The organism is Novosphingobium humi, assembly GCF_028607105.1.
Taxonomy (GTDB): Bacteria; Pseudomonadota; Alphaproteobacteria; order Sphingomonadales; family Sphingomonadaceae; genus Novosphingobium; species Novosphingobium humi.
The window spans coordinates 44,576-70,145 of record NZ_CP117417.1 but is presented as its reverse complement, the minus strand read 5'-3'; the positions used below and the strand labels follow the sequence as shown (position 1 = coordinate 70,145).

Here is a 25,570-nt window from a genome sequence, read left to right as displayed (position 1 = left end):
AATGGAGAATACCCGATGACCATGCCCAACCCTGTCGGCCCTCTTACCCCGCGTACCGACTGGACCCGCGAGGAGATCGCCGCCCTGTTCGACCTGCCCTTTACCGAACTGGTCTATCGGGCAGCGGAAATCCACCGCGCCAACCATCCGGCCAATGAGGTGCAGCTTTCCACGCTGCTCTCAATCAAGACCGGCGGCTGCGTCGAGGATTGCGGCTATTGCAGCCAGAGCGTCAAGGCCGACAGCGGGGTGAAAGCCACCAAGCTGATGGAAGTGCAGTCGGTTTTGCAGGCCGCCGCGCGGGCCAAGGATCAGGGGTCCAGCCGCTTCTGCATGGGCGCGGCATGGCGCAACCCCAAGGACCGCGACATGCCCGCCATCATCGAAATGGTGAAGGGCGTGCGCGCCATGGGCCTTGAAACCTGCATGACGCTGGGGATGCTGTCGGACCATCAGGCCGATATGCTGGCCGATGCGGGCCTTGATTATTACAACCACAATATCGACACTTCCCCGGAGAAATACGAGGAAATCACCAGCACCCGCACGATGGGCGACCGGCTCGACACGCTGGGCCAGGTGCGCCGCGCCGGGATCAATGTGTGCAGCGGCGGGATCGTCGGCATGGGCGAAACGCGGGCTGACCGGGTGGGCTTTGTCCATACGCTGGCCACGCTGCCGTCGCATCCGCAAAGCGTGCCGATCAATGCGCTGGTGCCGGTCAAGGGCACGGTGCTGGGCAATATGCTGGCCGATACGCCGCTGGCCAAGATTGATGACGTGGAGTTTGTGCGCACCGTGGCGGTGGCGCGCATCACCATGCCCGGATCGATGGTGCGTTTGAGCGCAGGCCGCGAATCGATGTCGGAAATGACGCAGGCGATGTGCTTCCTTGCCGGGGCGAACAGCATCTTCACCGGCGACAAACTGCTGACCGCGCCCAATGCGGGCGATGACAATGACATGGCGATGTTTGCGCGTCTGGGCCTGAAACCCATGGCCGTGACCCGCACCGAGGCCGAGATCGCCGCCGAAGGCATGCCCAAGGGCTGCGTCAAGCTGGAGCAGATGATCTGAAGCCCTTCGAGTCCCATCTTGCCGCCGCGCTGGACCGCATAGACCAGCGCGACGAGCGGCGTAGCTTACGCGCCGCCACGCCGCAGGATGGCGGGCGGTTGCTGCGCGACGGGGCCGTGCTGGTCGATTTTTCCAGCAATGATTACCTCGGCCTCTCGCGCCATCCGCTCCTTGCGCAAAGGTCGGCGGAATGGGCGCTGGCCCATGGCGCGGGCTCGGCGGCCTCAAGGCTGGTGACGGGCACCCAGCCGCTGCATCTGGCGGTCGAGGAGAAGATCGCCCGGTTCAAGGGCAAGGAGGCCGCGCTGCTGTTTCCCAGCGGGTGGCATTGCAATGCGGCGGTGCTGGCGGCCTTGCTGCGCGCCGCGCCGGGGGCCGCGCTGTTCACCGACCGGCTGATCCATGGCAGTCTGCACGCGGGCGCCGCCGCCCACCGCCAGATCCGCTTTCGCCACAATGATCTGGGCCATCTGGCCGAACTGCTGGCCAGGGCCGAGGGGCCGAAGATCATCGTCACCGAAAGCGTGTTCAGCATGGATGGCGACCGGGCCGATGTGGCGGCACTGGCCGATGTGGCGCGGGCGCATGATGCGTTTCTTTATGTCGACGAGGCCCATGCCACCGGCGTTCTCGGCCCCCAAGGGCGCGGGCTGACCCATGGCCTCGATGTCGATCTGGTGATGGGCACGTTCAGCAAGGCGCTGGGCTGTATGGGCGCCTATGTCGCGGGCAGCCGGTTGCTGATCGACTATCTGGTCAATGCCTGCGGAGGCTTCATCTTTTCGACCGCGCCCTCGCCCGCGATGCTGGGGGCGATTGACGCCGCGCTCGATCTGGTGCCGGATATGGAGGCTGAGCGGGCGGTTCTGGCCGACCACGGCGCGTTTTTTCGTGAAAGCCTGAAGGGCGCGGGCATCGCCACCGCCGACAGCAGCACCCAGATCGTGCCGGTCATCGTGGGCGATGCCGGGGCGGCGCTGGCTCTGGCGCAGGATCTGGGCGCGCAGGGGATGCTGGCCGTGGCGATCCGCCCGCCCACCGTGCCGCCGGGCACCAGCCGGTTGCGCGTGGCGCTGCATGCCAATCATGCGCGGGCGGATGTGGCCGCGCTGGCGCAGGCGATTGCGGCGCGGATCGGCCGGTGAGAATTGCGCTGCTGCATGGCTGGGGGTTTGACGCAGGCGTGTGGGACGCGCTGGCGCCGCTTTTGCCGGGCGATTTGGTGCGGATGGATCGCGGCTATTTCGGCGCGCCGGTCGATGCCGGGCGGCCCGACCTGATGATCGGCCATTCGCTGGGCGCGATGCTGCTGGCGCGGCGCTGGAGCGATGTGCCTCTGGTGGCGATCAACGGGTTTGACCGATTCTGCGGCGTCGATGCGGTGGCCCCCCGCGTGGTTCAGCGGATGGCCAAGCGTTTCGGCGAGGACCCGGCCAAAGTGCTGGCGGATTTTCGCGCCGCGATCGGCGCAGATCCCGCCCCGGCGATTGCCTCCCCCCAAAGGCTGGGTGAGGATCTGGCGCTGCTGGCCGATCAGACCCCGGCGCCGGAGCATGGCGCGCGCCTGCTGGTGCTTCAGGCGGAGGATGATCCACTCCTGCCGCCCGAGCTGCGTCGGACAGCTTTCGGCGGGGCCGGGGCCGTCTGCGAATCGGGCGGGCATCTGCTGCCCCTGACGCAGGCGCGATGGTGCGCGCGGGCCATCGCGGAATTCGTGCGATGATGGCAAACCGCCTTGTTTCCGAAGCCTTTGGCCGCGCGGACAATTACGATGCCCATGCCGGGGTCCAGCAGCAGGTCGCCGCGATGCTGGCGCAGGCAATCGGCAAGGTGGGGGTGTGCGCTGCCCCGCGCGTGCTGGAGATCGGCTGCGGCACGGGCCTGCTGGGCGCGGCGCTGATGCCCATGCTGCCTGATGCGCGCTGGGTGATGAGCGATCTGTCGTCCACCATGCTGGCGCGGGCGCGGGCGCGCTTTGCCGCCGCGAACGCGAATATCGCCTTTCGCGTAATGGATGGGCAGGCGCCCGATGTCGCAGGCCCCTTCGATCTCATCGTGTCCAGTCTGGCCTTTCAATGGTTTGACGATCTGGGCGGGGCGACGGCGCGGCTGGGGGGCCTTTTGGCGCCGGGCGGCCTGCTGGCCTTCAGCACGATGATCGCGGGCAGTTTTGCGCAATGGCGCGAGGCCCATGACGGGGCGCCCTGCGGGCTGGCCGATTATCCGCATGCGGACGATCTGAGCGCGATGGGCTTTGCGGTGCGTGAGGTGGAATTGACGGTCGAAGGCGGCGGGCGGGCCTTTTTGCGCCATTTGCGCGGGATCGGGGCGGATGTGCCACGCGCGGGCCATTCGCCCTTGTCGGCGGGGCAATTGCGGCAGGTGATCGCCCGATTCGATTCGCAGGGGGGCCGGGCGACCTATCGCGTGGCGCTGTGCCTGCGGCGTAATGCTGCGTCGCAATAATTGCATGCCGTGCATCTTGGCCTTTGGACCTATAAAACATAGCGCTAAACTGGCCAGAAATGCTGATCTTTGCGTTTACGTAATCGGCAATTGCATTCTTTGCATCAAACCCGGTGATTTTGCACTTGCGAAGAATGCCGCCGATCCGCATAAGGAACGGGCCTTTCAGGCATCCTCTCCCAAACTTCCAAAGGCCAGCCTTCGGGCTGGCCATTTTTTTGCCCGCAAGCCTTACAACCGGTCGAACACCGATCCCATGCGCGGGGCAAACAGCCGCTCATAGGTTTTGAGCAGGCTGGTATCGGTCATCGCCGCCACATAATCGCAGATCGCGCGAACTCCGAAGGCCTCATAAAACGGCATCCGGTCGCGCGGCAGCAGGCGCGCAGGGTCCGCCTGCATCGCCTCGAACACGGCCACCACCATCGTCTGGCCCTTAAACTCCAGATGCTGAACCGCCGGGCTGGTGATCACCTCGCGCACGACCAGATCCTTGAGCACATCGAGGAAAGCCTTCTGCCCCGGCGCCATGCCCACCCGCCAGCGCAGCAGGGGGGCGTCAAATTCGGGCATTTCGACATAATGCACCGCGGTCAGGAAATGATGGACCAGCCGCCCGATGAAACGCTTGCGGCTGTTTTCGCCGCCATACAATCCATCGACGAATTGGCGCATCACATCATTGGCGCTCTCGCCGGGATATTTGGCCTTCAATGCGTCGAGGAAAGTCGGACAGCGATCCGTGACGGCGGCAGCGAAGGTTTCACGGTGGATCAGGTCCAGCGCGATAGCGTCCTCCAGATCGTGGACGCCATAGGCAATATCATCGGCCACATCCATGATCGAGCAATCGAGCGATTTGTGGCGCGATTTGGCATGGCTGCCCGGCTTTTCCTCAAAACTCTGCAACAGCGCGCGGTCCCCGGCACTCAGCGGATCGAGAATCCAGTCCACCACATCGCTCTCGGTGTCGAGATAGCATTTGGGCGGCTTGGCGCTGGCCGCATCGATGATTCGCAAGGTGGTCGGCCCCGGTGCAAGGCGCGGTGCGATGGCCGGATTGCGCACCGCCGAATAGGCCACCGGATATTTCAGCACCCCCAGCAACGTCCGCCGCGCCAGATTGGCCCCGGCATTTTGCGAGAAAGTCTCGAGCCGCGAGAGGATGCGCAGGGTCTGGCCATTGCCCTCGAAACCGCCATCCTCGCGCATACAGTAATTGAGCGCCACCTCGCCGCCATGGCCGAAGGGCGGATGGCCGAAATCATGGGTGCAGCCGATGGCGTGGATCATGCTGCGCCCCGGCAGGATGGCGGTGGCCGGATGATCGGGGGCGTCGCGCTCCAATTGCCGGGCGATGCCGCCTGCGATCTGCGCCACCTCCAGCGAATGGGTCAGCCGCGTGCGATAGAAATCGCTGTCGCCCAGATTGAGGATCTGCGTCTTGCCCTGCAGCCGCCGGAACGAGGCGGAATGAATGACGCGGGCATAGTCAATATCGCCCCCGTCGCGGGCGTCCTCATTCTGCGGGGTCCAGTTTTCGCGGCGGGCCAGCCAGAGCGTGTCATCCATGGCCGCGCCTATAGCGCGATCAGCCCTGCCAGCCCAAGCCCAGCGCCTTGGCAATGGCGATATAATCCACCACCACTTCGGCCCGGCCCTGCGCGCTGGTGATCGCGGCCTGAAGGACCTGCGCGTCGCGCTCGGTCTGCTCCAGCTTGGAGGATGTCCCCGCGCTCACCCTTTGTGCGCCAAGGCCCGCATTGGTGCGCGCCGTTGCCTCGCCCGCCTCAAGCTGCATCAGCCGCTCGCGGGCCGCGCCAAAGCGCGACAGGCTGCTCTCGGCATCCTCCAGTGCGGCAAGGACGGCGCGGCGATATTGCGCCTCGGCGCTGTCGCGCTGGGCCTTGGCCTGCGCCACGGTGGCCTTGCCCTTGCCCCAATCGAGGCCGGACCATTTCAACTGCGGCAATATGCCATAGGCCGCCGTTGCCGGATCGACGATGCTGGAGAGCGAAGAACTGCCCATGCCCAGAATGCCGGTAAAGCTCAGGCGCGGCATCAGCTTGCCCCGCGTTGCGCCGATCTGGGCCGTATTGCCCGCCAGCAGGCGTTCGGCCACGCGCACATCGGGCCGCCGCGCGATCAGCTCCGCCGGATCGCCCACCGCCACTTTTGCGGGCAGCACGGGCAGGGGCTTGGCCGGGGCCAGCGCCGCGTCCAGTTCGCCCGGCGCTTTGCCGGTCAGCACAGCGAGCTGGTTCATCGCCACCTCGACCTGCGCGCGCAAAGGCGCGGTCTGCGCCATGGCGCTGCGCATATCGCCCTCGGCGCGCGCCACATCGGCCAGCGTGGCCACGCCCGCGCCTTGACGCTGGCGGATCAGATCAAGCGCCTGCTGGCGCAAGGCCACCACCTGCGCCACCATCGCCTGCCGCCCTTGCGCATCGCGCAGGTTCACATAGGCCTGCGCCACCTGCGCCGAGAGGCTGACCTGCGCATCGGCCAATTGCGCCTTGGCCCGATCGACACTGGCGCGCGAGGCTTCATTGGTGCGCTTGTTGATGCCCCAGAAGTCAGGCTCCCACGAGGCGGTCGCGCCCAGATTGTAGATTTCGAGCGAGGTGCGCTTGCCGCCTGCGGAAAAGGGCGGCAGATCAGCCTTGGCCGCGATCAGCGTGGGCGCCACCGAAGGCAGATCGCTGGCCTGCTTTTGCCGCAGGACCGCGCCCGCTTCGCGCACCTTGGCCTGCGCATCCTCGACGCTGGGGCTGTGGGTCAGGGCATCGCCGACCAGCGCATTGAGCTGCGCATCGCCCAGCACTTCCCACCAGCGCGCCAGCACCGGCCCCGCCTCGACCGCCGCAGCCCCGCGCGCAAAGCCCGATCCACCGGCCACCTTGGGCGGCCCGGCATAATCCGGCCCCAGCGCGCAGCCCCCCAAAGCCAACGGCAACGCCAGCGGCAACCCAACAGCAATCATCAGCGGCAAACGGGTCATCTCGGCTCTCAATCAATGCATGGGGACATCAGGCGCCGCGTCCTTGGAAAACGGGCGCAGCAACAGGACCAGCGGCAGCACGATCAGCGTGCCCCAGCCCATGAAGCGGAAAATATCATTATAGGTCATCACCAGCGCCTGAAGCTGAAGCTGGGCCTCAAGCTGGGGCGCGGCGCGCAGGATGCCGCCCATGGCGCGGACCTGATCCTGCACCATCGGGCTGTTGGCATGAAGCGTTTCCTCCAGCCGGCGGGTGTGCAGCCACAGGCGGTTGTCCTGAATGATGGCGATCCCGGCCAGCGCGATGCTGCCCCCCAGATTGCGCACCGAATTGAACAGGCCCGAAGCATCCCCCGCCAGTTCGCGCGGGACCGAACGCACGCAGGCCTGGCTGAGGAAGAGCATCCCAAGAATCTGGCCGACACCGCGCATCAATTGCGATTCAATAAAATCGCTGCCGTCCGAATCCATGGTCATGGTGGTATCGGTCAAAGACGACATGCCCATGATGAACAGGCCGCAAAACACCGCCACGCGCACGTCGATCCGTTTCAGCAGGATCGGCACAATCGCCATCATGCACAGGCTGGGCAGCCCGGAAATCAGCACGATCTTGCCCGATTGCAACGCATTGTAATTGGCCACCGAGGCCAGAAACTGGGGGATCACATAGGATGTGCCGTAAAGCACCATGCCCAGCACCAGCCCCATCACCGCCACTGCGCCAAATTGTCGGTCCAGCAGCAGCTTGAGCTGGATCACCGGGCGCGCTGCATATTTCTGGCCAAGGCCGATGCACAAAAAGCCGAACGCGCTGACCAGCGCCATCTGCCGGATGAGGTCGGAGGAGAACCACTGTTCGCGCTGCCCCTCCTCCAGCAAGACCGTCAGCCCGCCCAGCCCCAGCGCCAGCCCGACAATCCCGAACCAGTCCGCCTTGGCGAATTCGCCCAGATGGCTCTTTTCATGCGGCAGACCAAGGATCAGCAGCAGCAAAAGCGCGATACAGACCGGCAGGTTGAGAAAGAAGGCATAATGCCAACTGACATTTTCCGTCAGCCAGCCCCCCACCAACGGCCCCATCACCGGTCCCATCACCGCCGTCACGCCAAAGGCGGCAATGCCGATCGGCTGTTTGTCGCGCGGCAATCGCATGGCGATGATCGTCTGCGCCGTGGGGATCAGCGCCCCGCCGGTAAAGCCCTGCCCCACACGCCCGATGATCATCATCGTCAGACTGTCGGCCCAGCCGCAGATCATCGAGAAAAAGGTGAACAGGCTGGCCGCGATCAGCAGGAATGTGCGCAGGCCCAGCACCCGCTGAAGCCATGCCGCCAGCGGAATGATGACGATTTCGGCCACCAGATAGGAGGTGGCCACCCACGTCCCCTCGGTGCCCGATGCGCCGATTTCGCCCTGAATCGTGGGCAGCGCGGAATTGACGATGGAAATGTCGAGCGTCGCCATCAACGCGCCCAGCGTCCCCGCCGCCACCGCCAGCCATGCCGACAGATCGGCCTTTACCGGAGGCGCATCGACCATGATCAATGCGCCGTTTTCGTGTCCACCATCGCCGTCACCGACAGGCCCGGCACCAGCAGGCGCCGGGTATCGGCATCGGCATCAATCGCGATGCGCACCGGAACGCGCTGGACGATCTTGGTGAAATTGCCGGTCGCGTTGCTGGGCGCGATCAGGCTGAAGCTGGCCCCGGTGCCGGGCGCCATGCTCTCGATCCGGCCCTTGATCGTATGGCCGTCCAGCGCGTCGACCTTGATCGACACGCTCTGTCCGGGGCGCATATGGGCCAATTGCGTTTCCTTGAAATTGGCCACGACATAGATCTTGGAGAGCGGCACCAGCGTCATCAGCCGCGTGCCCGCCGAAACGAACTGGCCGGGCGTGACGTTCTTGTCGCCGATACGCCCGTCGATCGAGGCACGGATGGTGGTGGCGTCCAGATCGACGCTGGCCGCGTCAAACTGCGCCTTGCCGCCCAGTCCTTGCGCGACGGCCTGCTTGGCCTGCGCCTCGATGGCGGCGATGCGGCGCTGCTGGGCCTCGATGGCCGCGGTCTGGGCGCGGACCTGCGCGGCGGATTGGTCGGCGGCGGCGCGCAATTGCGACAATTGCTGCGCCTGCTCGGCCCCGCTGGCCACCAGCGGGGTGAACCGCTTGACCTGATCGGCGTCGAACTTGGCCTTCGCTTCGGCCGCGCCCAACTGGGCGCGGGCCTGTTCGATCCCGGCGCGCTGTTCGGCAATGGCGGCCTGCGCATTGGCCTGCAGGGCCTCGGCAATCGCCACCTGCGCCGATGCCTGCGCGGTCTTGGCCTTGTAATCGCGCGGGTCGAGCGTGAGCAAAGGCGTCCCTGCCTTCACGTCCTGATTGTCAGTAACCAGAACCTGCGCAACATAGCCCGAGATGCGCGGGGCCACGGCCAAAGTGTCGGCGGCGATCTGCGCGTCATTGGTTTCTTCGATATAGCGGCCATAGGTGAAATAGTCCCAGCCCCACCAGCCACCGCCCAGCAAAAGCGCCAGCCCGACAAAGGGCAGCACCTTGCGCGCAGGAGACGAAGAGGACGAGGAATTCTCAGACGAACCAGCCGTCTGTTCAGCCACCTGGGAAGTGTCGGTCATGCAGTACTCTCATACGTGCCAAGGCCATTTCGCAAGCCGAACCTGTTGGGCAAGCGGGGGATTGGCAGGCGGTATAGATGATTTTTATTCCTGACAAGCCTGTCATCAGGGTTTAACCCGAAGTCAACCATCGGGCATCAAGGGCTTAATCAGCGTCCCTTACACAACGAAATCCGATGTGGCTGGTCGAACTGTCGATGGATTGCGGATGGCGCGCGGCGGGGCGATAGCGCTGGCAATAGGATGGCGCGCAAAGATGCGATCCGCCCTTGATGACCTTGCGGGGAATTTTGGCGGTGGGTTCGGCCGGATCGTGGCTTTTGGCGCGAAAGCCGCCGCGCGGATTGTCGATGGCGCAGCAGGCGCTCTTCCTGCGCGGGCGCGCATCACCGGGCAGGCTCCACCAATCCTCGCAGATTTCCCAGACATTGCCGATCATGTCATGGATGCCATAGCCATTGGGCGGAAAGGCGCGCACCGGACTGGTCCGCACCCAGCCGTCGGCGGCGGTGTTGGCAAAGGGGAACATCCCCTGCCAGGTGTTGGCCATATGCCGCCCGCCCGGCGTCAATTCATCGCCCCAGGCATATTCGCAATCCACCAGCCCGCCGCGCGCGGCAAATTCAAACTCGGCCTCGGTGGGCAGGCGCTTGCCCGCCCATGCAGCATAGGCGGCGGCATCCTGATGCGTGACATGCACGACCGGGTGGTCGAGAATGTCCGCAATATCGCTCTCCGGCCCCAGCGGATGGCGCCAGCACGCCCCCGCCACCCAGCGCCACCATTGCGAGGGATCGCCCAGATCCACCGGCCGGTCGGTCATCGTGAAGACCAGCGATCCGGCTACCGCCAGCGCCGGGTCCATGCCGGGATAGTCGCGCGGATCGGGCGGGATCTGGGCATAGGTCCGGTATCCGGTCGCCTCGACAAAGGCGGCGAATTGCGCGTTCGTCACCGGCGTCTCATCCATCCAGAAGGAAGCCACGCGCACCTTCCGACGCGGCGCTTCCTCCGGGTAAAAGGCCGATGACCCCATCATGAACACCCCGCCGGGAACAAGGTACATATCGGGGGAGATGGATGCTGGGGCGCTGCTCATCGCTTGTTTCTATGGCCGCTCAGGCATCTTGCAAAGGCCCTTACCTCGCCGGGATCTGCTTGAACTGCTGATCGACGGTGGGTGCGTTCATAAAGGGCCTGCCGGCCGCATGGGCCGCCGCCTTGAACGCGCTGTCGGGGATGATGTCATCCATGCGGTCGGCGCGGTTGGGTTCGACCAGCCATTCGTCCGGGAACGGCGCCGCCCCCGTGCCGCCCTTCATCCGCCGCACCGAACCGATCGACTGGCGCGCGGTATAGGGAATGGCATGCTTGCCCTGGCGGTTGGCCAGTTCCTTGAACAGCGCGGCGCGCAGGGTGATCTTGTCCGAAAGATGCGCCGGATCGTCGATCAGATTGGTCATCTCGGTCGGATCGGCGCCGATGTCATACAGTTCCTCGCGGTCATAAATGCCGTGATACTGGATATATTTCAGATTGCCGCGCGTGATGGCAAAGGTCGTCGGGGTTTCGGGGAAGCTCCATTCCCAGTAATATTCATAGATGAAGTCGCTGGGGTTCCATTGCGCGGGCTTTTGCGCACCGGTGATCAGGCCCCATGCGTTCTGGCCCTCGAACTGTTGCGGCATGGTCTTGACGCCCGCCGCCGTCAAAAAGGTCGGCGCGAAATCGAGGCCGCGCACGCGCCCCGTGTTGACCGTATTGGCCGGCACCGTCCCCGGCTCCCACATCACCAGCGGCACGCGCACCGAAGCCTCATAGGCGGTGCGCTTGTCGATCAACCCATGGTCACCGATCTGGAAACCATTGTCGCTGGTAAAGACGACCAGCGTGTCCTTCTCCAGATGGTTTTTCTTGAGATAGGCCATGATCCGGCCAAGGCTGTCATCGACCGCCGAGAGGGTGGCATAGTAATATTTCAGGTAGTCCGTCATTTTCATGTCGGAATTGTAAAAGAAATCAATGCCATGCCACGTATTGCGCTGATCATAGACCCAGCGCGGCTTGCCCTTGTAATTTTCCGGCGTGTTTTCCGCGCTGGCGGGCAGGGTGAATTTCGCCTTGTCATACTGATGCGCATAGCGCGGCGGGGGCAGCGGGTCGGAATGAACCGCCTTGTGCGACAGATAGAGGAAGAAGGGCTTTTTCGGATCGCGCTCCTTTTCCAGCCAGTTCATCGCATAATCGGTCAATTCGTCGGTGATATAGCCGGTCTGGGGCACTTCCTTGCCATCGACGTTGAACATGTTGCTCTTGCCTGCGGCCACGGCGGCGGCGGGCAAATCGCCCTTGGGATAATAATGCCCCTGCCCCTTGAAGCTGAGCCATTTGTCAAAGCCGGGGCGCGGGGCGTCTGTATCATTGCCCATATGCCACTTGCCGATGAAGGCGGTCTGATACCCGGCCTGCTGGAGATATTTCGGGAAGAAGGTGAGGCCCTCTTCGGACGAATTGTTATTGTCCACCACGCCATGGTTGCGCGCGGTCATGCCGGTCAGAATCGTCGCGCGGCTGGGGCTGCACAGCGAGGAGGTGGTCACGCCATTGGGGAAATAGGTTCCCTCGCGCGCCATGCGGTCGATGTTGGGGGTCTGGAGCAGACCGGGCTGGAGGAAACCCATGCCGTCAAAGCGCAGATCATCGACCAGCACAAAGATGATGTTGCGCGGGCGGGCCGGGGCGTCGGCGGGCGCCGGGGCGGATGGGGCGGGCTTGGGCGCCGCCTGGGCCGTGCCCGACTGAAACGCCACGGCGGCAAAACAGGCCGCACCGCCCAGAATCACTTTATGCAATTTCGCCATCGGCCTCACCCCGTTGCTGGCACCCACGGGCCATCGCCGCCCCCGCGCCGTCTTTCCGCGTCCTGCATGACGCGGCGCCACGGCCAAGTCAAGAAAATACCAGCGTTGGTATTTCAGGCCGATTCGCGGATCACCAGATGATGCGCGAAACTGGCGTCGGCCGCCCCGCGATCCAGCGCCAGATCAACCGCGATCCGCGCAATCTCCTCGACCGGCTGATGAATGCTGGTCAGCGCGGGATAGCACATCTGGCCCTCGACCGAATTGTCGAACCCGGCGATGGCCACATCCTGCGGCACGCGAAACCCCATGCGCAGCGCGCAGGCCATCGCGCCGAGCGCCATCTGGTCATTGCCGGCAAAAATCGCGGTGGGCCGCCGGGGCAAGGCCATCAGATCGCGAAACGCCCGCTCGCCCTCGGCAAAGGTCATGCCGGCGCGCACCACATGGCTGTCGGGCAAATCCAGCCCGCCTGTCGCCAGCCCCTCGCGAAAGCCGGTCAGCCGCTCCTCGGCGGCCATTTCCGGGCGCGGCGGGGCGATCATCGCCAGCACCTGATGCCCCCGCCCGACCAGATAGTGCGCCATTTCCCGCGCGATCGCATGATCATGCACCTCGACGCTGCGCCCGATGCCGTCATTCCTGCCCGCGATCCGCACCACCGGCTTGCCCAATTCCATCAGCGCGCCCAACATCTGGCGGTTGTCGGCAAAGGGCGGCACCACGATCACCGCATCGGGCTCGCATGAAAGTGTGATCGACAGGTCATCGCCATCCATCACCTCGAGCACCAGATGATAACCCACCTTGCGGCAGGCATCGGCCGTGGCCACCATGATGCGCGAAAAATAGCTGTAGGTGACAGGCGGGGCGATCATCGCAATGATATAGCTGCGCCCGCTGGCCAATTGCCGCGCGGCCAGCGCGGGGCGATAGTTCAGTTCGCGGATCGCCCGCTCGACCTTTTCGCGCACGCCGGGCCGCACCGTCTGCGCGCCGTTGATGACGCGCGACACCGTCTTGATCGAAATGCCCGAATGCTGCGCCACATCCTTGATCGTCGCCATGGCCTGCCATTCCTTTTGCCGCTGGGGGCTGATGCGTCATTTTGCCTGGGATGCGCAAGAGGCAAGCGCAAAATACAAACGATGGCATTTTTACCTCCGCCCCTTTCGCGCAAACGATGCCATTTGCGTTGGACGAAGCTGCCCGCTTTCTGTAGGCATAACCCACCGGCAGCATCTCCATCGTCAAGCGCTGTCGGCTGAGAGTTGTCATGCTCCCGCTTGCCCTGGGAGCCTTATGTCCAGACACCTGATGCCCAGACAAGCTATGACAACTCAGGCCATGATAGGCCAAAGGGACCACCCGCGATCCGACACCATCAGGCCATGGTTCGACCACACCAGCGCGCTGGGGCTGCACGCTTCATTCGAAACACTGCGGGCCGGATGCCTCTATCTGATCGGGCGGGAGGCCCGCGCCGGCGCCCCCTCGGGCGGGTCCAAGGTGATGATGCGCGTCGCAGGCAACCATCTTAAGGAACTCGACCGTTTCTTTTCGCTGCTGATCGGCGAATATCGCGCCTTCCTGCGGGCGATGGCGCCCCATGCCAATCCCGCCCCGGCCGATCTCCACCCGCTGCACAAACATCGCCCCCGCCTGCGCGCGATCCGGCGGCTTCAGATCGCGGCCTGCGATGGACCGGTGCGCAACCATTGCGCGATCACCGCGCGCGATCTGGCCACGGCCTCGCTGGGGGTGGCAGGGGGCAAACAGGCCGCCGGGATGCCTTTCGTGCTGGATGACCGCACGCTGGCCGAAATCGCGCGCTTCTATCTCGCGCTGGCCGGGGATGTCGTGGGCCTCGCCTGAACATCGGCCCCGTGGCTCAGGCGCGCGTCCGCGTGACATGGGGCACAAAGACATAGCCCTCGTTGCGCACGGTGCGGATCAGTTCGGACACGCCGCTGCTGCCCGCATCGGTCATCTTGCGGCGCAGGCGCGACAATTGCACATCGATTGCGCGGTCGAAATGATCGGCGTCCCCCCCGCGTGACCATTCCAGCAACTGGTCGCGCGTCACCACCCGGCGCGGATGCTGGGCAAAGGCCAGCAGCAGGCGGAACTCGCCCTCGGTCAGCGTGATCATCCGCCCATCGGGATCGAACAGCAGCCGCATGTCCAGATCCATCCGCCAGCCTTCGAAATAGAGGCCGTTGGCGCAGGTTGCCCCGGCCTGATCCTGCGATGGGGCAGGCCGGCTCTCGCCCGGCGCCTGCGGGGCCGGGTCGGCCTGCGCCTCACCGGCGCGGATTTCCATCGCCTGATCCAGCACCGCCTGCGCCGCCGCCTTGCGCCGCAGCACGGCGCGGATGCGCGCCAGCAATTCGCGCGGGTTGCACGGTTTGGCCAGATAATCGTCAGCGCCCATTTCCAGCCCGACCACGCGGTCGATATCCGAACCCACGGCGCTGAGCATGATGACCGGCGGCGCATGGGGCCCAAGGCTGCGCAGCGCGGTCAGCCCGTCCTCCTTGGGCATCATCACGTCCAGCACGATCAGATCATACGAACCGGCCTCGAGCATCCCGCGCATTTCGACCGGATTGGCCGCCGTGGCTGTCTGATAGCCATGCTTGCCCAGAAATTCGGACACGACCGTTCTGATGCCCTTGTCATCATCCACGATCAGGATTTTGGTCGCCAGATCCATGGCGTTGTGTGTGGCCTGCATCCCGTGCCAATTCCACATTTTTCTGCCCTGCGGATTTCAGTAATTTTTCAAAGCCCGCCCCGCCCGGTGAAATCTGGGCGAAATCCCCGCGCAATCGAACGGGGTCAGTCTGACCTCATGACCGCTGCATCGCCCTTCTTCCCTGTGTCCGGCATGGCCGTGACAAAGGTGTTGGCGGGCCAGGCCGACGGCCAAAGCCATAGACGAACGGCGAGCGGCCGGGATCAAGGACATGCAACCGTCCCCACTGGTGCATGTCCCGCCCGGACCGCGCTTCCGTCCGCCGCCCTGATCCCGCTCGAAAGCACCATCGCCCCCCCGCTTTCGCTCGGTCCCTGGTCAGGGCGGCGGCATTGGCCTTTGGCGGCCCATCCCGTTTCGCGGGGCTAGCGCGGCCATGTCTGCCCGCCCTCCCCAACGCGCGCACGGTTCCGATGCAGGCCGGGACAGCGCAGACGCACGCGCGGCCTATTCGATTTTCGCCCGCCACCGGGCCGGATCGCCCGGCGATGAAGAATCGCTTTCGCCCCCGATTTATGGCAATTGCCGGGGCATGGCCGCATATTCTTTCCGCCGCAGGCTGGCTCTGCCGCTGGGGTTGCAAATGCTCGGACTGCTGGTGGGCGTCCTGATCGTGGCGCAATGCGCGACGCTGGCGCTGACCGTGCTGATCCCCCCCGCCAGCCCGCAGCGCTGGGATCTTGAAGCGGTGGCGCGGATGCTGCTGAGCCATGGTTTGCGGCCAAACGGGGCGGAAAGCGACAATCTGGAAATCCGGGCCATGAAAGGCCCTCCTGATATCAGCGGCTCGGGCTGGCTGGTGTCGGAAACCTCGCGCGAGGCATTGGCGCGGCGGCTGGGGCAACGGTTGGATCACGTTGTGCTGGCCTTTTACACGCAATTGCCGGTGGGCGGGGTGGCGGTGCCGGCGGGCGGTTCGCGCGGGCCGATGGCCTTGAGCGATCCTGAGGATGGGGACCTGCTTTCGGGTCTGCTCTCGGGCGCCATCGGCACCGCCCATGCGCAGGGGATGCATGGCGGCCCGCTGGGCGGCGGCGCGGCGGGTAATGGTTTTCCGGGCGGGGGTTTTCCGGGCGGGGGTTTTCCGGGAGGAGGATTTCCCGGTGGCGGCTTTCCGGGCGGCCGTTTTCCCGCAGGCCATCCCGGCGGCGGCATGCCCGGAGGCGGCGTTCCGGGCGGCGGCCCGCCGGGGGGGCATCATCCTGCCGGTGGAGCTCCGGGCGGTGGAGCTCCGGGCGGTGGGCAGGGCGGTCACGCCCCGGGCGCAGACCCCGCCGGTAACGCGCCTGCCAATCCGGCCCCGCACTCCGCCGCCCCCACCGCGGCCAGCAGTGGCCAGCAAAGCCAGACCGGCGGCAGCGCGCGCATCACCGCGCCCGGCGCAACAGGGCCGGGCGCGGCAGGCCAAGGCCCGGGCGGCCCCAGCGTGAATGGGGGCGTGAATGGCGGCGCGATAGGCCCGGCCATGGTCGCCCCGATGGCCTCGCTGGGCAATCCCGGCCCGGCCTCGGTTCCCACCGCCGCCATGCCGCCCATCGCTCTGCCGCGCGCCCCAGCCGCGCCCGCCGTCCGCCCCCGCGCTGCCGATCCCGGCGCCGCACACGATGACGCCCCGCAGGCCGAAGGCGCCGCATCCGCTCGCGCCGCCCCATCCGCGCCCGCCGGGCCTGCGCCTGATGGCCCGCGCGCGGCGATGCCTGATTCCGCGCCGCTTGGCGTGCCCCAGCCGATCCCTTTCCGCGAAGGCAAGGGCGTGCTTTCCTTCACCACCCCACCCTTTATCGAGGGCGATTTCGTCGCCGCGATGCGTCAGGATGACGGCACATGGATCGCCGTTGCCCCGCGCGCCGAACCCTTTCCCAACCGCTGGCAAAAGCGGGTGATGCTGTGGTTCGTGCTCTCGCTGCTGATCACAGTGCCGCTGGCGCTGATGTTTGCGCGGCGCATCGTCAAGCCCCTCGAAGGCTTTGCCCGCGCCGCCGAGGTGCTGGGGCGCGATCCTTCGGCCAATGTCGTGCCTTTGTCCGGCCCCGCCGAAGTGGGCCGCGCCGCGCATGCCTTCAACCAGATGCGCGACCGCCTGCGCGCCTTTGTCGATGACCGCACCGCGATGGTGGGCGCGATCAGCCACGATCTGCGCACCCCTTTGACACGCCTGCGCTTCCGGCTGGAGGATGTGCCCGACGAACAGCGTGACGCGCTTTTGGCCGAGGTGGACGAGATGGAGATGATGATCAGCCAGGTCATCGCCTTTATCCGCGAGGCATCGACCCCCGGCGCGCGGCAAAGGCTCGATCTGGCCACACTGGTGGCCGATGCGGTCGAGGATGCGCGCGTGATGGGCGACCGGGTGCGGCTGGATATGGCAACCCCGATCCGGGTCGAGGTCGATCCGCTGGGTATTCGCCGCCTCTTGGGAAATCTGCTTGAAAACGCGCTGAAATATGGTCAACAGGCGCGGGTGCGCGTGTTGGTGAATGAGCAGGGGGCCGTGGCCGAGATCGTCGATGATGGGCCGGGCATCCCGCAGGAGGACCGCGAGCGCGCCTTTGAACCCTTCTTCCGCTGTGAACAGGCCATCGAATCGGACAAGCCGGGCAGCGGGCTGGGGCTGGCGGTGTGCCGCTCGATCGCGCGGGCGCATGGCGGCGACGTTCTGCTGGAACAGCGCGAGGAGGGCTTTGTCGCCAAGCTGGTGCTGCCCACGCTCTATGACGACATGATGCCCAAGGCGGCATGATGAAGCGGATGATCCTTGGCGCCGCATTGGCGATGACGGGCGGGGCGATGACGGGCGGGGCGGCGCAGGCCCAGCAGGCGGAAACCCCGCAGGCGGAAAGGCTGGAAATCCCCCCTGCCGCGCCTGCCGCGCCTGCCGCCCCCGCCGATCCCGCTCCCGTCGATCCCAAGGCGATCTGGGTCGCCAGCGCCACCGGCGGGGTGGTCGACCGCGACACCACCTCCTCCAGCCCCTATGGTGCGTTGGCCATCACCCGTTACAAGGGACCAACCTATCTGCGCGCGGCCTACACCCTGTTCGGCGGCACGCTGCAACAGGCCGATGCGGCGATCCCGTCCACCTATCACATCGGCTCGATCGGCGCGGGGGGCAACTGGCACGGCTGGGTGGCCGATGCCTATGTCAGCTATGGGCGACAGGTCTATGGCGCGATCCAGGCACAAGGCATCGCGCGGCAAAGCGGGGTGGCATCGGGGGCCGATTATGTCGCGGCGGGGCTGCGGCTGGGCCGGGTGTTTCAGCCATGGGCGCGCTGGTACATCACGCCCACCATTGCCGGGCAATATGTCTATACCCGCTCGCTGCATCAGCGGTTCGATTTCTCCACCCTGTCATGGTCGGATTTCGAATTGCGCGAAAGGGCGCTGACGGGCATCGCCTCGGTGCGGGTGGACCGCGCGCTGGGGCGGCGGGGCCAGCATTATCTGGGCCTGTCCTATTCGCATTACGTCACCGACAATGGCATGACCACATGGCAACTGGCCCCGCCGCCCGACGCATCCGGGCCGCAACCGCTGCGCACCCCCGACGGGTTTGACGAAGTGGCGCTCTCGGGCATGTGGCAGATCCGCCCCCGGCTCTGGCTGGACACGCAGGTGACGCGCACGGCGGGCGCGGTGGCGGGTAACAGCACCACCGCATCCATCGGGTTGCGGGTGCGGTTCTAAGCCGCATCCTCCTGCCTATTCCGGATTGGGCAGCCGCTCGACCCGGTTGACGACAAAGGCATAGGAGGCCGCGCCAAGGCAGGCCATCGCCCCGATAAAAATCAGCCCGATGAAAAACGATCCCGTCCGCCCCACCGTCATGCCGATGATGATCGGCGTGGCGATCCCGGCCAGATTGGTGCAGAGGTTGAACAGGCCCCCCGTCAGCCCCGCCAATCGCGTGGGCGCGATTTCCGAGACCAGCGTCCAGCCCAGATTGGACATGCCCTGACCGAAAAAGGCGATGCTCATCACCGCGATGACGGCGCCGTCGCTTTCCAGCCAGATCGCCAGAATGATGAGGGTGGAGAGCATCAGGCCGGTGATCACCGGAGCCTTGCGCGCGGCGGCCAGCGAGACACCCGCCCGCAGCAGCCGGTCCGACACCTGCCCCCCCGCCAGCACGCCCAGCGAGGCGGCCATGAACGGCACCATCGCATAAACCCCCGCTTTCAACCAATCCATATGCCGCTCGCTGGCCAGATAGGTGGGAAACCAGGTGAGGAAAAAGACCAAGGTGGAATTGGTGGCGAATTGGCCGATCGAGGCGCCGATGATGCTGCGCTGGCGCAGGAGATAGGCGACATCGCTCCAGCGGAACGGGCGCGGGGCCTCGGCCTGGGTGGCCCCGCCATCGGCGCGGATCAGCGCCAGTTCGGCCTCGTTGACATGCGGGTGATCGGCCGGATCGCGATAGAACCTGTGCCACACCGCGCCATAGACAATGCCGATCCCGCCCACGGTCCAGAACAGCGCGCGCCAGCCCCAATGGGCCGCCATCCAGAACAGCACCGGGCTGCAAAAGGCGATGCCGAAATACATGCCCACCGAATAGATCGAATTGGCCCGCGCCCGCTCGCCGCGCGGAAACCATGCGATCAGCACGCGGCTGTTGGCGGGAAAGCACGGCGCCTCGGCCGCGCCCAGCCCCAGCCGCACCGCGATCAGCGCCCAGCCGCCGCGCACCAGCCCCTGCATCACCGTGCAGGCTGACCAGACCGAGAGCGAAAGCGCATAAGTCAGCCGGGTGCCGAAACGGTCGAGAAAGATCCCGCCCGGCACCTGCGCCAGCGCATAGCTCCACGAAAAGGCGGCAAAGACCAGCCCCATCATTTCCGGCCCCAGCCCCAGCTCGCGGCTCATCGCGGGGGCGGCCACGCCCATCAGCGTGCGGTCGAGATAGTTGAGCGCGGTCGCCAGCGCCACCAGCGCCAGCATGGCATAGCGCTTGCGGGTGGGGCGCATGATGTCGGCCTTCATTGCGCGTCCCGCTTTTCCAGCGTGTAGGCCACGTCATAGGCCTGCGCCAGCGGGTCGGCGAAACCAGCCTGTTCGACGGCGGAAACCATCGCGCCCTGCGCGGCCTGCGCCTCGGCCAATCCCATGCATTCGGCCAGGATCACCAGATCAAAGGGCGGCTCGCTCATCGGCGGGCGCAATTCGGTTTCCGAGGTGCGGATTTCGGAATAATCGGGCCGGGCGGCGGCCAGATGCACCGCCGTTACCGCCGGCATCGCGTTGATCGCGGCCAGCGCGGGGGTCAGCGCGCGATGCCCCTCGCGCTCATCCATCCCGGCGGGCAGGCGCAGGCGCAGCGACACCAGCGCCCCGCCCACCCCGCGCCCGCCGGTTTCCAGCACCTCGCAAGCCATGCGCAGGAAATTGCGGAAATGGGGCGCGATGGACTGGGTCCATTCGGTGGGGAAATTCAGGCTGTGGGCATAATCATCGGCCACAAAGCTGGCCAGATCGGCGCCTTCATACAGGGTGAAATAGGTCTGCCGCTCCAGCCCCCGGTTCACCCCCCGGCGCGAGCGGCGAAACCCGGCGTGGTCCAGCCGCTCGGGCATATGCTGGCGCGTGTGCCATTGGTGGTAATCGTCATCGCCCTGCGCGGTGATGTCATGCCACATGATGATGAATGCGCGGCCTTTGAGCGCCATAGTCTCCCCCGTTATGCTTGCCTTGTCGGTCCCGGTCTAACAGCAAGGCGCCGCCGCGACGCTGCTTGGGGGCGAACAAATGCTTGGCTCGATGCGAACGGGTCAATGCACGGATTGCGCATGCCGCCATTGCCCCGGCGTCTGGCCGACATGGGCCTTGAAGCGGCGGGAAAAATGGCTGGGGTCGCAAAAGCCCGAGCGCCAGCCGATTTCCGACACCGACAATTCGGCAAAGCGGGGGTCTTTCAGCAGGGCGCAGGCGTGTTGCAGACGCACGGCGAAAAGTTCCTGCACATAGGTCGTGCCCTCCTGCGCCAGAATCTTGTGCAGATAGCGCGGCGAGATCGCCACCTCGGCGGCGACACTGGCCGCGTCGAGTTCATGTTCGAAAAAGCGGTTCTGGATCGTGGTGCGGATGCGGCGGTAAAGCTGGCGCGTGTGGTTCGACAGGCGGCTTTCCGTGGCCCCCAGCATCAGCGCCAGCGCCCCGCCGATCTGCTGGGTGCAGAGCCTGCGCCATGCCTCATCGCCCCGCTCGTCGCGGATCGCCTCGGTCAGCGTCGCCTCCAGCACGCCGTGCCACGGATCGCCCGCGCGCACCGGCCGCGCCACCGCCGCCTCGGGCGAGGGCAGCCAGCAGCGCACCCATTCGATCGGCAGGCGCGCCACGATATGTTCCGAACCATGCTCGGCCGTCACGCTGTAGGGCTGGCGATTGTCGAGCAGCACCATGTCGCCCGGCCCCAGATCGACCCGGCGGCCATAATGGTCGACCTGCCACGCGCCGCTGCGGATCCAGTTGAGGTTGAGATGGGGCTGGCGTTCACGCGCCGCCGCGCCTTGCGAACGCACCACGCTATGGGCGCTGCCGATGGAAATTGTGCTGAGTTTGAGCGGGCCAAGGTCATGCTGCTGCATGCTGGCCGCCACGCCCTCATCCTTGCTGGTAAAATCCAGTTCAAAGATCGCCTCACAGATCGCCTCGCGCCAGTAAACCAGATGGTTCACTTCGGCATGGCTGTCGGTGGACCATGAACGCATGGCATGTCTCCCGCAATTTTCCGGCATTTTTGCCTCTATCCTCTGCGGCTCAGCCTAACCCAGGCCGGGCCTTCTGACAACATATGTCCATTCCGGTACACAAAGAGGCCCCGACAGACAGGCTGCCGGGGCCAAGGGTGGATCATCGCCCGGCTCAGAACTTGTGGCTGATTTCAAAGGTCCAGATGCGGCCCCAGATATTGTGGTTGTTGGTATCGACCGCATTGGTGCCCGACAGCACGATCGGCGGCGCCTTGTCGGTCAGGTTCTGGACCCCCAGCGCCAGCCTTGTGCCGCTGAGCCAACGGTGGTTTTCGCCAAATTCATAGCCCAGATTGCCGTCAAAGGTGGTCCATGCCGGGATCTGCGTATCGGGCAGTTTGACGCCCGCCACAGTGATCGTGGCATTGTTGCGATAGGAGCCGACATAATTGGCCGCGATATTGGCGTTGAACCCGTCCTTGCGCCACGAAACCGAGGCCCGCCCGCGCGAGGACACCTGAAAACCAAACGTATCGAGCGCGTTGAACAGGGCGCCGGTCGGCGTCAGGCTCTTTTGCAGATTCAGGATCTTGGTGAAGCTGCCGTCAAAGGCAAAGGTGCCCACCTTCGTCTCCAGCCGATAGTTGAGCGTGAAGTCCAGCCCGCTCTGTTTCACATTGCCCAGATTCTGCGTGCCGCCCTTGACGATGCCGGTCAGCGTGCAGTCATTGATCGTGCTGGGCGTGAACACCGCGTTCTTGTCGTTCAGGAAGGGCAGATAGGCCGGGTTATAGGTCGCGTAATTGCCGTTGACGCAGGTGTTGGGCTGGGGCGCGACGATGAAATAGTCGCTGTAGAGCGCGCGGTTGGCAGGGCTGGAGAGAACCAGCGCATTGGTGGCCGTCTGGTTGGGCAGGTTCTCGATGCGGTTCTTATAATTGACGTTGTAATAGGTGACGCCGAATTTCAGATTGGGCGTGAAGGCAGGCGTCAGATCCAGCCCCAGCGACCAGACCGTGGCCGATTCCGGCTTCAGCCCCGCCGTATTGCCGGTGCGGTTCAGCACCGCGCTCTGGCCCGTGCTCGACAGCGTGACCGGCACGGCGGGATCATTGGCGCCATTGGCGATATAGACGCGGTTGGTCTGGCCCACGGTGGCGGGATTGGATTCGATCAGCGTCGGCGCGCGGAAGGACGTGCCCCAACTGCCGCGCAGCTTGACGCCGCCGGTCGGCTGCCATGTCAGGCCGAATTTGGGATTGGCCGTGGTGCCGAAATCGGAATATTTGTCCCAGCGCACCGCCGCGCTCAGATCCAGCCGGTCAAAGCCGGGGATGCGATTGGCCGCACCGAACACCGGAATGAACGCCTCGCCATAGGCCGAGGAGACATGGCGCCCGCTCTTGGTGCTGCGCGAAACCTGAAAGGCGTTTTGCAGGTTGAGCTTGTTTTGCGCCAGGAGCCAGAACCAGTATTCGGTATATTCCCCCCCCAGCGCCACCTTGACCGAACCGGCGGGCAGATCGAACAGCGCCCCGCTGATCTTGGTGCCGAAATCGGCAGTGCGGAATTTGGCCTCTTGCAGAAATCCGCCGATCAGCATGTCGGCCCCGCTCTGCTGGCCCGCCAGATAGGGGTTGAAGGTGGAATAATAGGCCGGATTGTTGGCGATGACGGCCGCGATGGTGGTGTTGGCCTGGGGCTGACACACGTTGCACCCGGACGAAAAGCCGTAGGAGCCATAAGTCGTCCAGTCGAAGCCCTTGAAGATGCGGGTCTTATATTCCAGCGTCGAGTTGAACGTCTCCTCCTTGTTGCGCTGGGTCAGGTCGTAATTGGCGTAATTGAGCCCCAGATTATAGACCAGCGTCTCGTTGCCCGTGGTCAGGCCGGGAATATACCAAGGGCTGCTGGGCGTGAGGTTGATCGAGATATTGGGCAAGGCCTCCTGCGCGCGCGCCGAATTTTCGCGGCGGTTGTAATTGACCGTGCCGCTCAGCTCGCCCGCGCCGATGGTCTGATGGGCCTTGAGCAGCACGCTGATCTGTTTGCGGCTGGAAAAGTAATCATACATGTCCGCCGGATCGGCCAGCGTGGGATTGCCGCGCAGCGCCGTCACCTGCGCGGCGGTGGGCACCGCGCCATTGGTGGCGGGCAATCCGTAAACCGTGCTGCCGATGATCAGCGCGCCCGGCGTGCCGGGAAACACCGTGGTGCCGATCAGATTGTTGTTGTTGCCGCCATAGGGGCGCAGATCATTGCGCAGATAATCGCGCGCGGCGCGCTTGACCGGATCGCGGTCGGTGTAGCTGAAGCCCAGCATGAAGCCGCCCTCGCTCCAGCGGTGGCCCAGCACGCCCTCGAACGAGCGCTGATCATAGAGCGTGTGATTATAGCGGCCCGTGATCTCCAGCCCTTCATAATCCTTGCGCAGCACATAATTGACCACGCCCGCCACCGCGTCCGACCCGTAAATGGCCGAGGCGCCATCGGTGACGACCTCGACGCGCTCGATCGCGGCAAAGGGGATGACCGAAGGATCGGGGATCTGCGAAATCACCCCCTGCGGCGCCCAGCGGTGGCCGTCAAACAGCAGCAGCGTGGCATTGTTGCCAAGGCCGCGCAGGTTGACGCCCTGCTGCCGCCCGCCGGTCGAATTCTGGCTGGTGCCAAGGCTGGAGCCTTGCGGCAATTGGGCGATCAATTGCGCGGTGTCGCGCACGCCGCTGGCCACAAGGCTCGCGCGGTCCATCGTCACCGTGGCCGAACCCACCGGGGCCACGCCCTTGATCGCGGTGCCCGTCACGATGATTTCGGCATCCTGTTTGCTGGCCGATTCGGCCGCCCCGTGGCCGGTGATGTCCTGCGCATGGGCCGCGCCCGCCATGGCCAGCGCCAGATAGGAAATGCCAAAAGCCGCGCGGCCTGATTGCCCGATCTTCATCCTGTCCCCCTTGTTGATGTCCGGTTGTTTTGCCGGATTATGACCCCGGCATACGCCCCGCCGCCTCTCACGCCCCTAGCTGCGAAGGCCCCAATCTCTGGACTGAGACTGCACAGCCAGACGCAAAGAAAAACGCCCGGCTTTGCGGGGCCGGGCGTCAGGGAGAGGTTCTGGAAAATTCGTCATTTGCCCTTGGATTTGGGCCCCGGTTTCGCTTGGGCCGGCGGCGCGGGCGGGTCCACTTTCGCATCCACCAGCCCCAGCGCCCAGCGGATGCCCTGATGCGCCATCTCGCGGAATTTGGGGTCGTCCCAGACCTCTTCGCGGTGGCCGATGGTCAGGTTATAGACGCGGCCCTTGCCATAGGATTTGGCCCAGACCAGCGGAAAATCATCATCAGGCCGCGTCTTGCGCTGCTCGGCCGTCATCTTGGTCGGGTCCAGCCGCAGGATCACATGCGCGTCCTTGCTGGTAAAGGGCATGCGCATCACCGGGAACTGGTCGGTATAGGCAAAGCTCCTGGGAAAGACCCCCGCGCCGGGGAAGGCGGGGTCCTCATTGGTGATCTGCATCGTATCGACGCGGAACTCGCTTTCCATGAAGGCGCCGATCATCTGGGTGAATTCGGGCCATTCGTAATAGGCGACACTGGCGGCGTGGCCCGCGATAAAGCCCTTGCCGTCCTGTTTCACGAAAGAGAGCAGGTCTGCCTTCTGCTGATCGGACAAGGCCCCCGCCCCGCTGCCCAGAAAGAACACCGCGTCAAACTGGTCCAGATTGCGGGCGTTGACGAATTTGCCCGCATAACGCGTGCCCTGACCCACAATCGGGGCCTTGGTGATCAGTTGGCTGTCGGTGCGGATCACGGTGGCCCATTCGCCATGCTCGCGGCCCATCTGTTCGATCACGCCCATCGCGTGGTTGATCGAATCGTGATGCCATCCGGTCTGAACGTCCGCGATGATCAGCAGTTTCTTCATCCCCGGCCAGGGATCATTGACCGTCGAGGACGGCCCCATCATTGGCCCCATCATCGCGGGCGCGGTGGGCCGCGCGGCCGGCGGGGTTTGCGCCATCACGGCGGCGGGCAACAGCGCCCCCAGCAGGAACATCCTACGCATCATACAAA

20 protein-coding genes are annotated in these 25,570 nt (G+C 65.2%); 7 read left to right on the top strand and 13 right to left on the bottom strand.

The window, feature by feature from the left end:
- The first annotated feature begins 15 nt into the window (after positions 1-15).
- The 4 genes from bioB to PQ457_RS00305 are packed head-to-tail and all read left to right on the top strand — an operon-like array spanning position 16 to position 3,543.
- Complete coding sequence (gene bioB, locus PQ457_RS00320; protein ID WP_273617847.1) at positions 16-1,077, top strand: biotin synthase BioB; 1,062 nt, start codon at positions 16-18, stop codon at positions 1,075-1,077.
- On the top strand, positions 1,074-2,222 hold the full coding sequence (locus PQ457_RS00315; protein WP_420540991.1) for an aminotransferase class I/II-fold pyridoxal phosphate-dependent enzyme: 1,149 nt from the start codon (positions 1,074-1,076) through the stop codon (positions 2,220-2,222). The genes bioB and PQ457_RS00315 overlap by 4 nt, the downstream gene beginning before the upstream one ends.
- Positions 2,219-2,800 (top strand): alpha/beta fold hydrolase, encoded by a 582-nt coding sequence (locus tag PQ457_RS00310; RefSeq protein ID WP_273617845.1) that lies wholly within the window; start codon positions 2,219-2,221, stop codon positions 2,798-2,800. The genes PQ457_RS00315 and PQ457_RS00310 overlap by 4 nt, the downstream gene beginning before the upstream one ends.
- A complete protein-coding gene (locus PQ457_RS00305) occupies positions 2,797-3,543 on the top strand; it encodes a methyltransferase domain-containing protein (protein ID WP_273617844.1) in 747 nt (248 codons plus the stop codon). The genes PQ457_RS00310 and PQ457_RS00305 overlap by 4 nt, the downstream gene beginning before the upstream one ends.
- 231 nt (positions 3,544-3,774) lie before the next feature.
- Here the strand turns inward: PQ457_RS00305 and PQ457_RS00300 are convergent, their stop codons facing one another.
- The 7 genes from PQ457_RS00300 to PQ457_RS00270 form a co-directional block, all read right to left on the bottom strand.
- The gene (locus PQ457_RS00300; RefSeq protein WP_273617843.1) at positions 3,775-5,115 is read right to left on the bottom strand and encodes an anti-phage deoxyguanosine triphosphatase; all 1,341 of its coding nucleotides are present in this window, start codon (positions 5,113-5,115) and stop codon (positions 3,775-3,777) included.
- 19 nt (positions 5,116-5,134) lie between these two features.
- On the bottom strand, positions 5,135-6,544 hold the full coding sequence (locus PQ457_RS00295; RefSeq protein ID WP_273617842.1) for an efflux transporter outer membrane subunit: 1,410 nt from the start codon (positions 6,542-6,544) through the stop codon (positions 5,135-5,137).
- A 12-nt stretch (positions 6,545-6,556) separates the two neighbouring features.
- Positions 6,557-8,086: an MDR family MFS transporter gene (locus tag PQ457_RS00290; RefSeq protein ID WP_273617841.1), complete on the bottom strand. Its 1,530-nt coding sequence runs from the start codon at positions 8,084-8,086 to the stop codon at positions 6,557-6,559.
- A 2-nt stretch (positions 8,087-8,088) separates the two neighbouring features.
- Positions 8,089-9,186, bottom strand: a complete 1,098-nt coding sequence (locus tag PQ457_RS00285; protein WP_273617840.1) for an HlyD family secretion protein — start codon at positions 9,184-9,186, stop codon at positions 8,089-8,091.
- Between the two features lie 145 nt (positions 9,187-9,331).
- Positions 9,332-10,252, bottom strand: a complete 921-nt coding sequence (locus PQ457_RS00280; protein WP_273619358.1) for a formylglycine-generating enzyme family protein — start codon at positions 10,250-10,252, stop codon at positions 9,332-9,334.
- A gap of 73 nt (positions 10,253-10,325) precedes the next feature.
- Positions 10,326-12,047 (bottom strand): sulfatase family protein, encoded by a 1,722-nt coding sequence (locus PQ457_RS00275; RefSeq protein WP_273617839.1) that lies wholly within the window; start codon positions 12,045-12,047, stop codon positions 10,326-10,328.
- A gap of 113 nt (positions 12,048-12,160) precedes the next feature.
- On the bottom strand, positions 12,161-13,114 hold the full coding sequence (locus PQ457_RS00270; RefSeq protein ID WP_273617838.1) for a LacI family DNA-binding transcriptional regulator: 954 nt from the start codon (positions 13,112-13,114) through the stop codon (positions 12,161-12,163).
- 280 nt (positions 13,115-13,394) lie between these two features.
- On the opposite strand from PQ457_RS00270, the gene PQ457_RS00265 reads away from it, so the two are divergent.
- Positions 13,395-13,922, top strand: coding sequence for a hypothetical protein (locus PQ457_RS00265; protein ID WP_273617837.1), 528 nt, complete (start codon positions 13,395-13,397; stop codon positions 13,920-13,922).
- Positions 13,923-13,938: 16 nt separating this feature from the next.
- Here PQ457_RS00265 and PQ457_RS00260 read toward each other — a convergent pair whose 3' ends face one another.
- Complete coding sequence (locus PQ457_RS00260; protein ID WP_273617836.1) at positions 13,939-14,802, bottom strand: response regulator; 864 nt, start codon at positions 14,800-14,802, stop codon at positions 13,939-13,941.
- 535 nt (positions 14,803-15,337) lie between these two features.
- Between PQ457_RS00260 and PQ457_RS00255 the strand changes: the two genes are divergently transcribed.
- Both PQ457_RS00255 and PQ457_RS00250 read left to right on the top strand, forming a co-directional pair.
- The gene (locus tag PQ457_RS00255; protein WP_273617835.1) at positions 15,338-17,545 is read left to right on the top strand and encodes an ATP-binding protein; all 2,208 of its coding nucleotides are present in this window, start codon (positions 15,338-15,340) and stop codon (positions 17,543-17,545) included.
- Complete coding sequence (locus PQ457_RS00250) at positions 17,542-18,492, top strand: hypothetical protein (RefSeq protein WP_273617834.1); 951 nt, start codon at positions 17,542-17,544, stop codon at positions 18,490-18,492. Before PQ457_RS00255 ends, PQ457_RS00250 begins: the two co-directional genes overlap by 4 nt.
- Positions 18,493-18,507: 15 nt before the next feature.
- On the opposite strand, the gene PQ457_RS00245 is transcribed toward PQ457_RS00250, so the two are convergent.
- The 5 genes from PQ457_RS00245 to PQ457_RS00225 form a co-directional block, all read right to left on the bottom strand.
- On the bottom strand, positions 18,508-19,791 hold the full coding sequence (locus tag PQ457_RS00245) for an MFS transporter (RefSeq protein WP_273617833.1): 1,284 nt from the start codon (positions 19,789-19,791) through the stop codon (positions 18,508-18,510).
- The gene (locus tag PQ457_RS00240) at positions 19,788-20,474 is read right to left on the bottom strand and encodes a hypothetical protein (protein WP_273617832.1); all 687 of its coding nucleotides are present in this window, start codon (positions 20,472-20,474) and stop codon (positions 19,788-19,790) included. The genes PQ457_RS00245 and PQ457_RS00240 overlap by 4 nt, the downstream gene beginning before the upstream one ends.
- Before the next feature lie 102 nt (positions 20,475-20,576).
- A complete protein-coding gene (locus PQ457_RS00235) occupies positions 20,577-21,515 on the bottom strand; it encodes a helix-turn-helix domain-containing protein (RefSeq protein ID WP_273617831.1) in 939 nt (312 codons plus the stop codon).
- A 154-nt stretch (positions 21,516-21,669) separates the two neighbouring features.
- Positions 21,670-24,441 carry a TonB-dependent receptor plug domain-containing protein gene (locus tag PQ457_RS00230; protein WP_273617830.1) on the bottom strand — a complete coding sequence of 924 codons (2,772 nt, stop codon included), beginning with the start codon at positions 24,439-24,441 and terminating at the stop codon, positions 21,670-21,672.
- A gap of 182 nt (positions 24,442-24,623) precedes the next feature.
- A complete protein-coding gene (locus PQ457_RS00225) occupies positions 24,624-25,565 on the bottom strand; it encodes a ThuA domain-containing protein (protein ID WP_273617829.1) in 942 nt (313 codons plus the stop codon).
- Between the last annotated feature and the right edge of the window lie 5 nt (positions 25,566-25,570).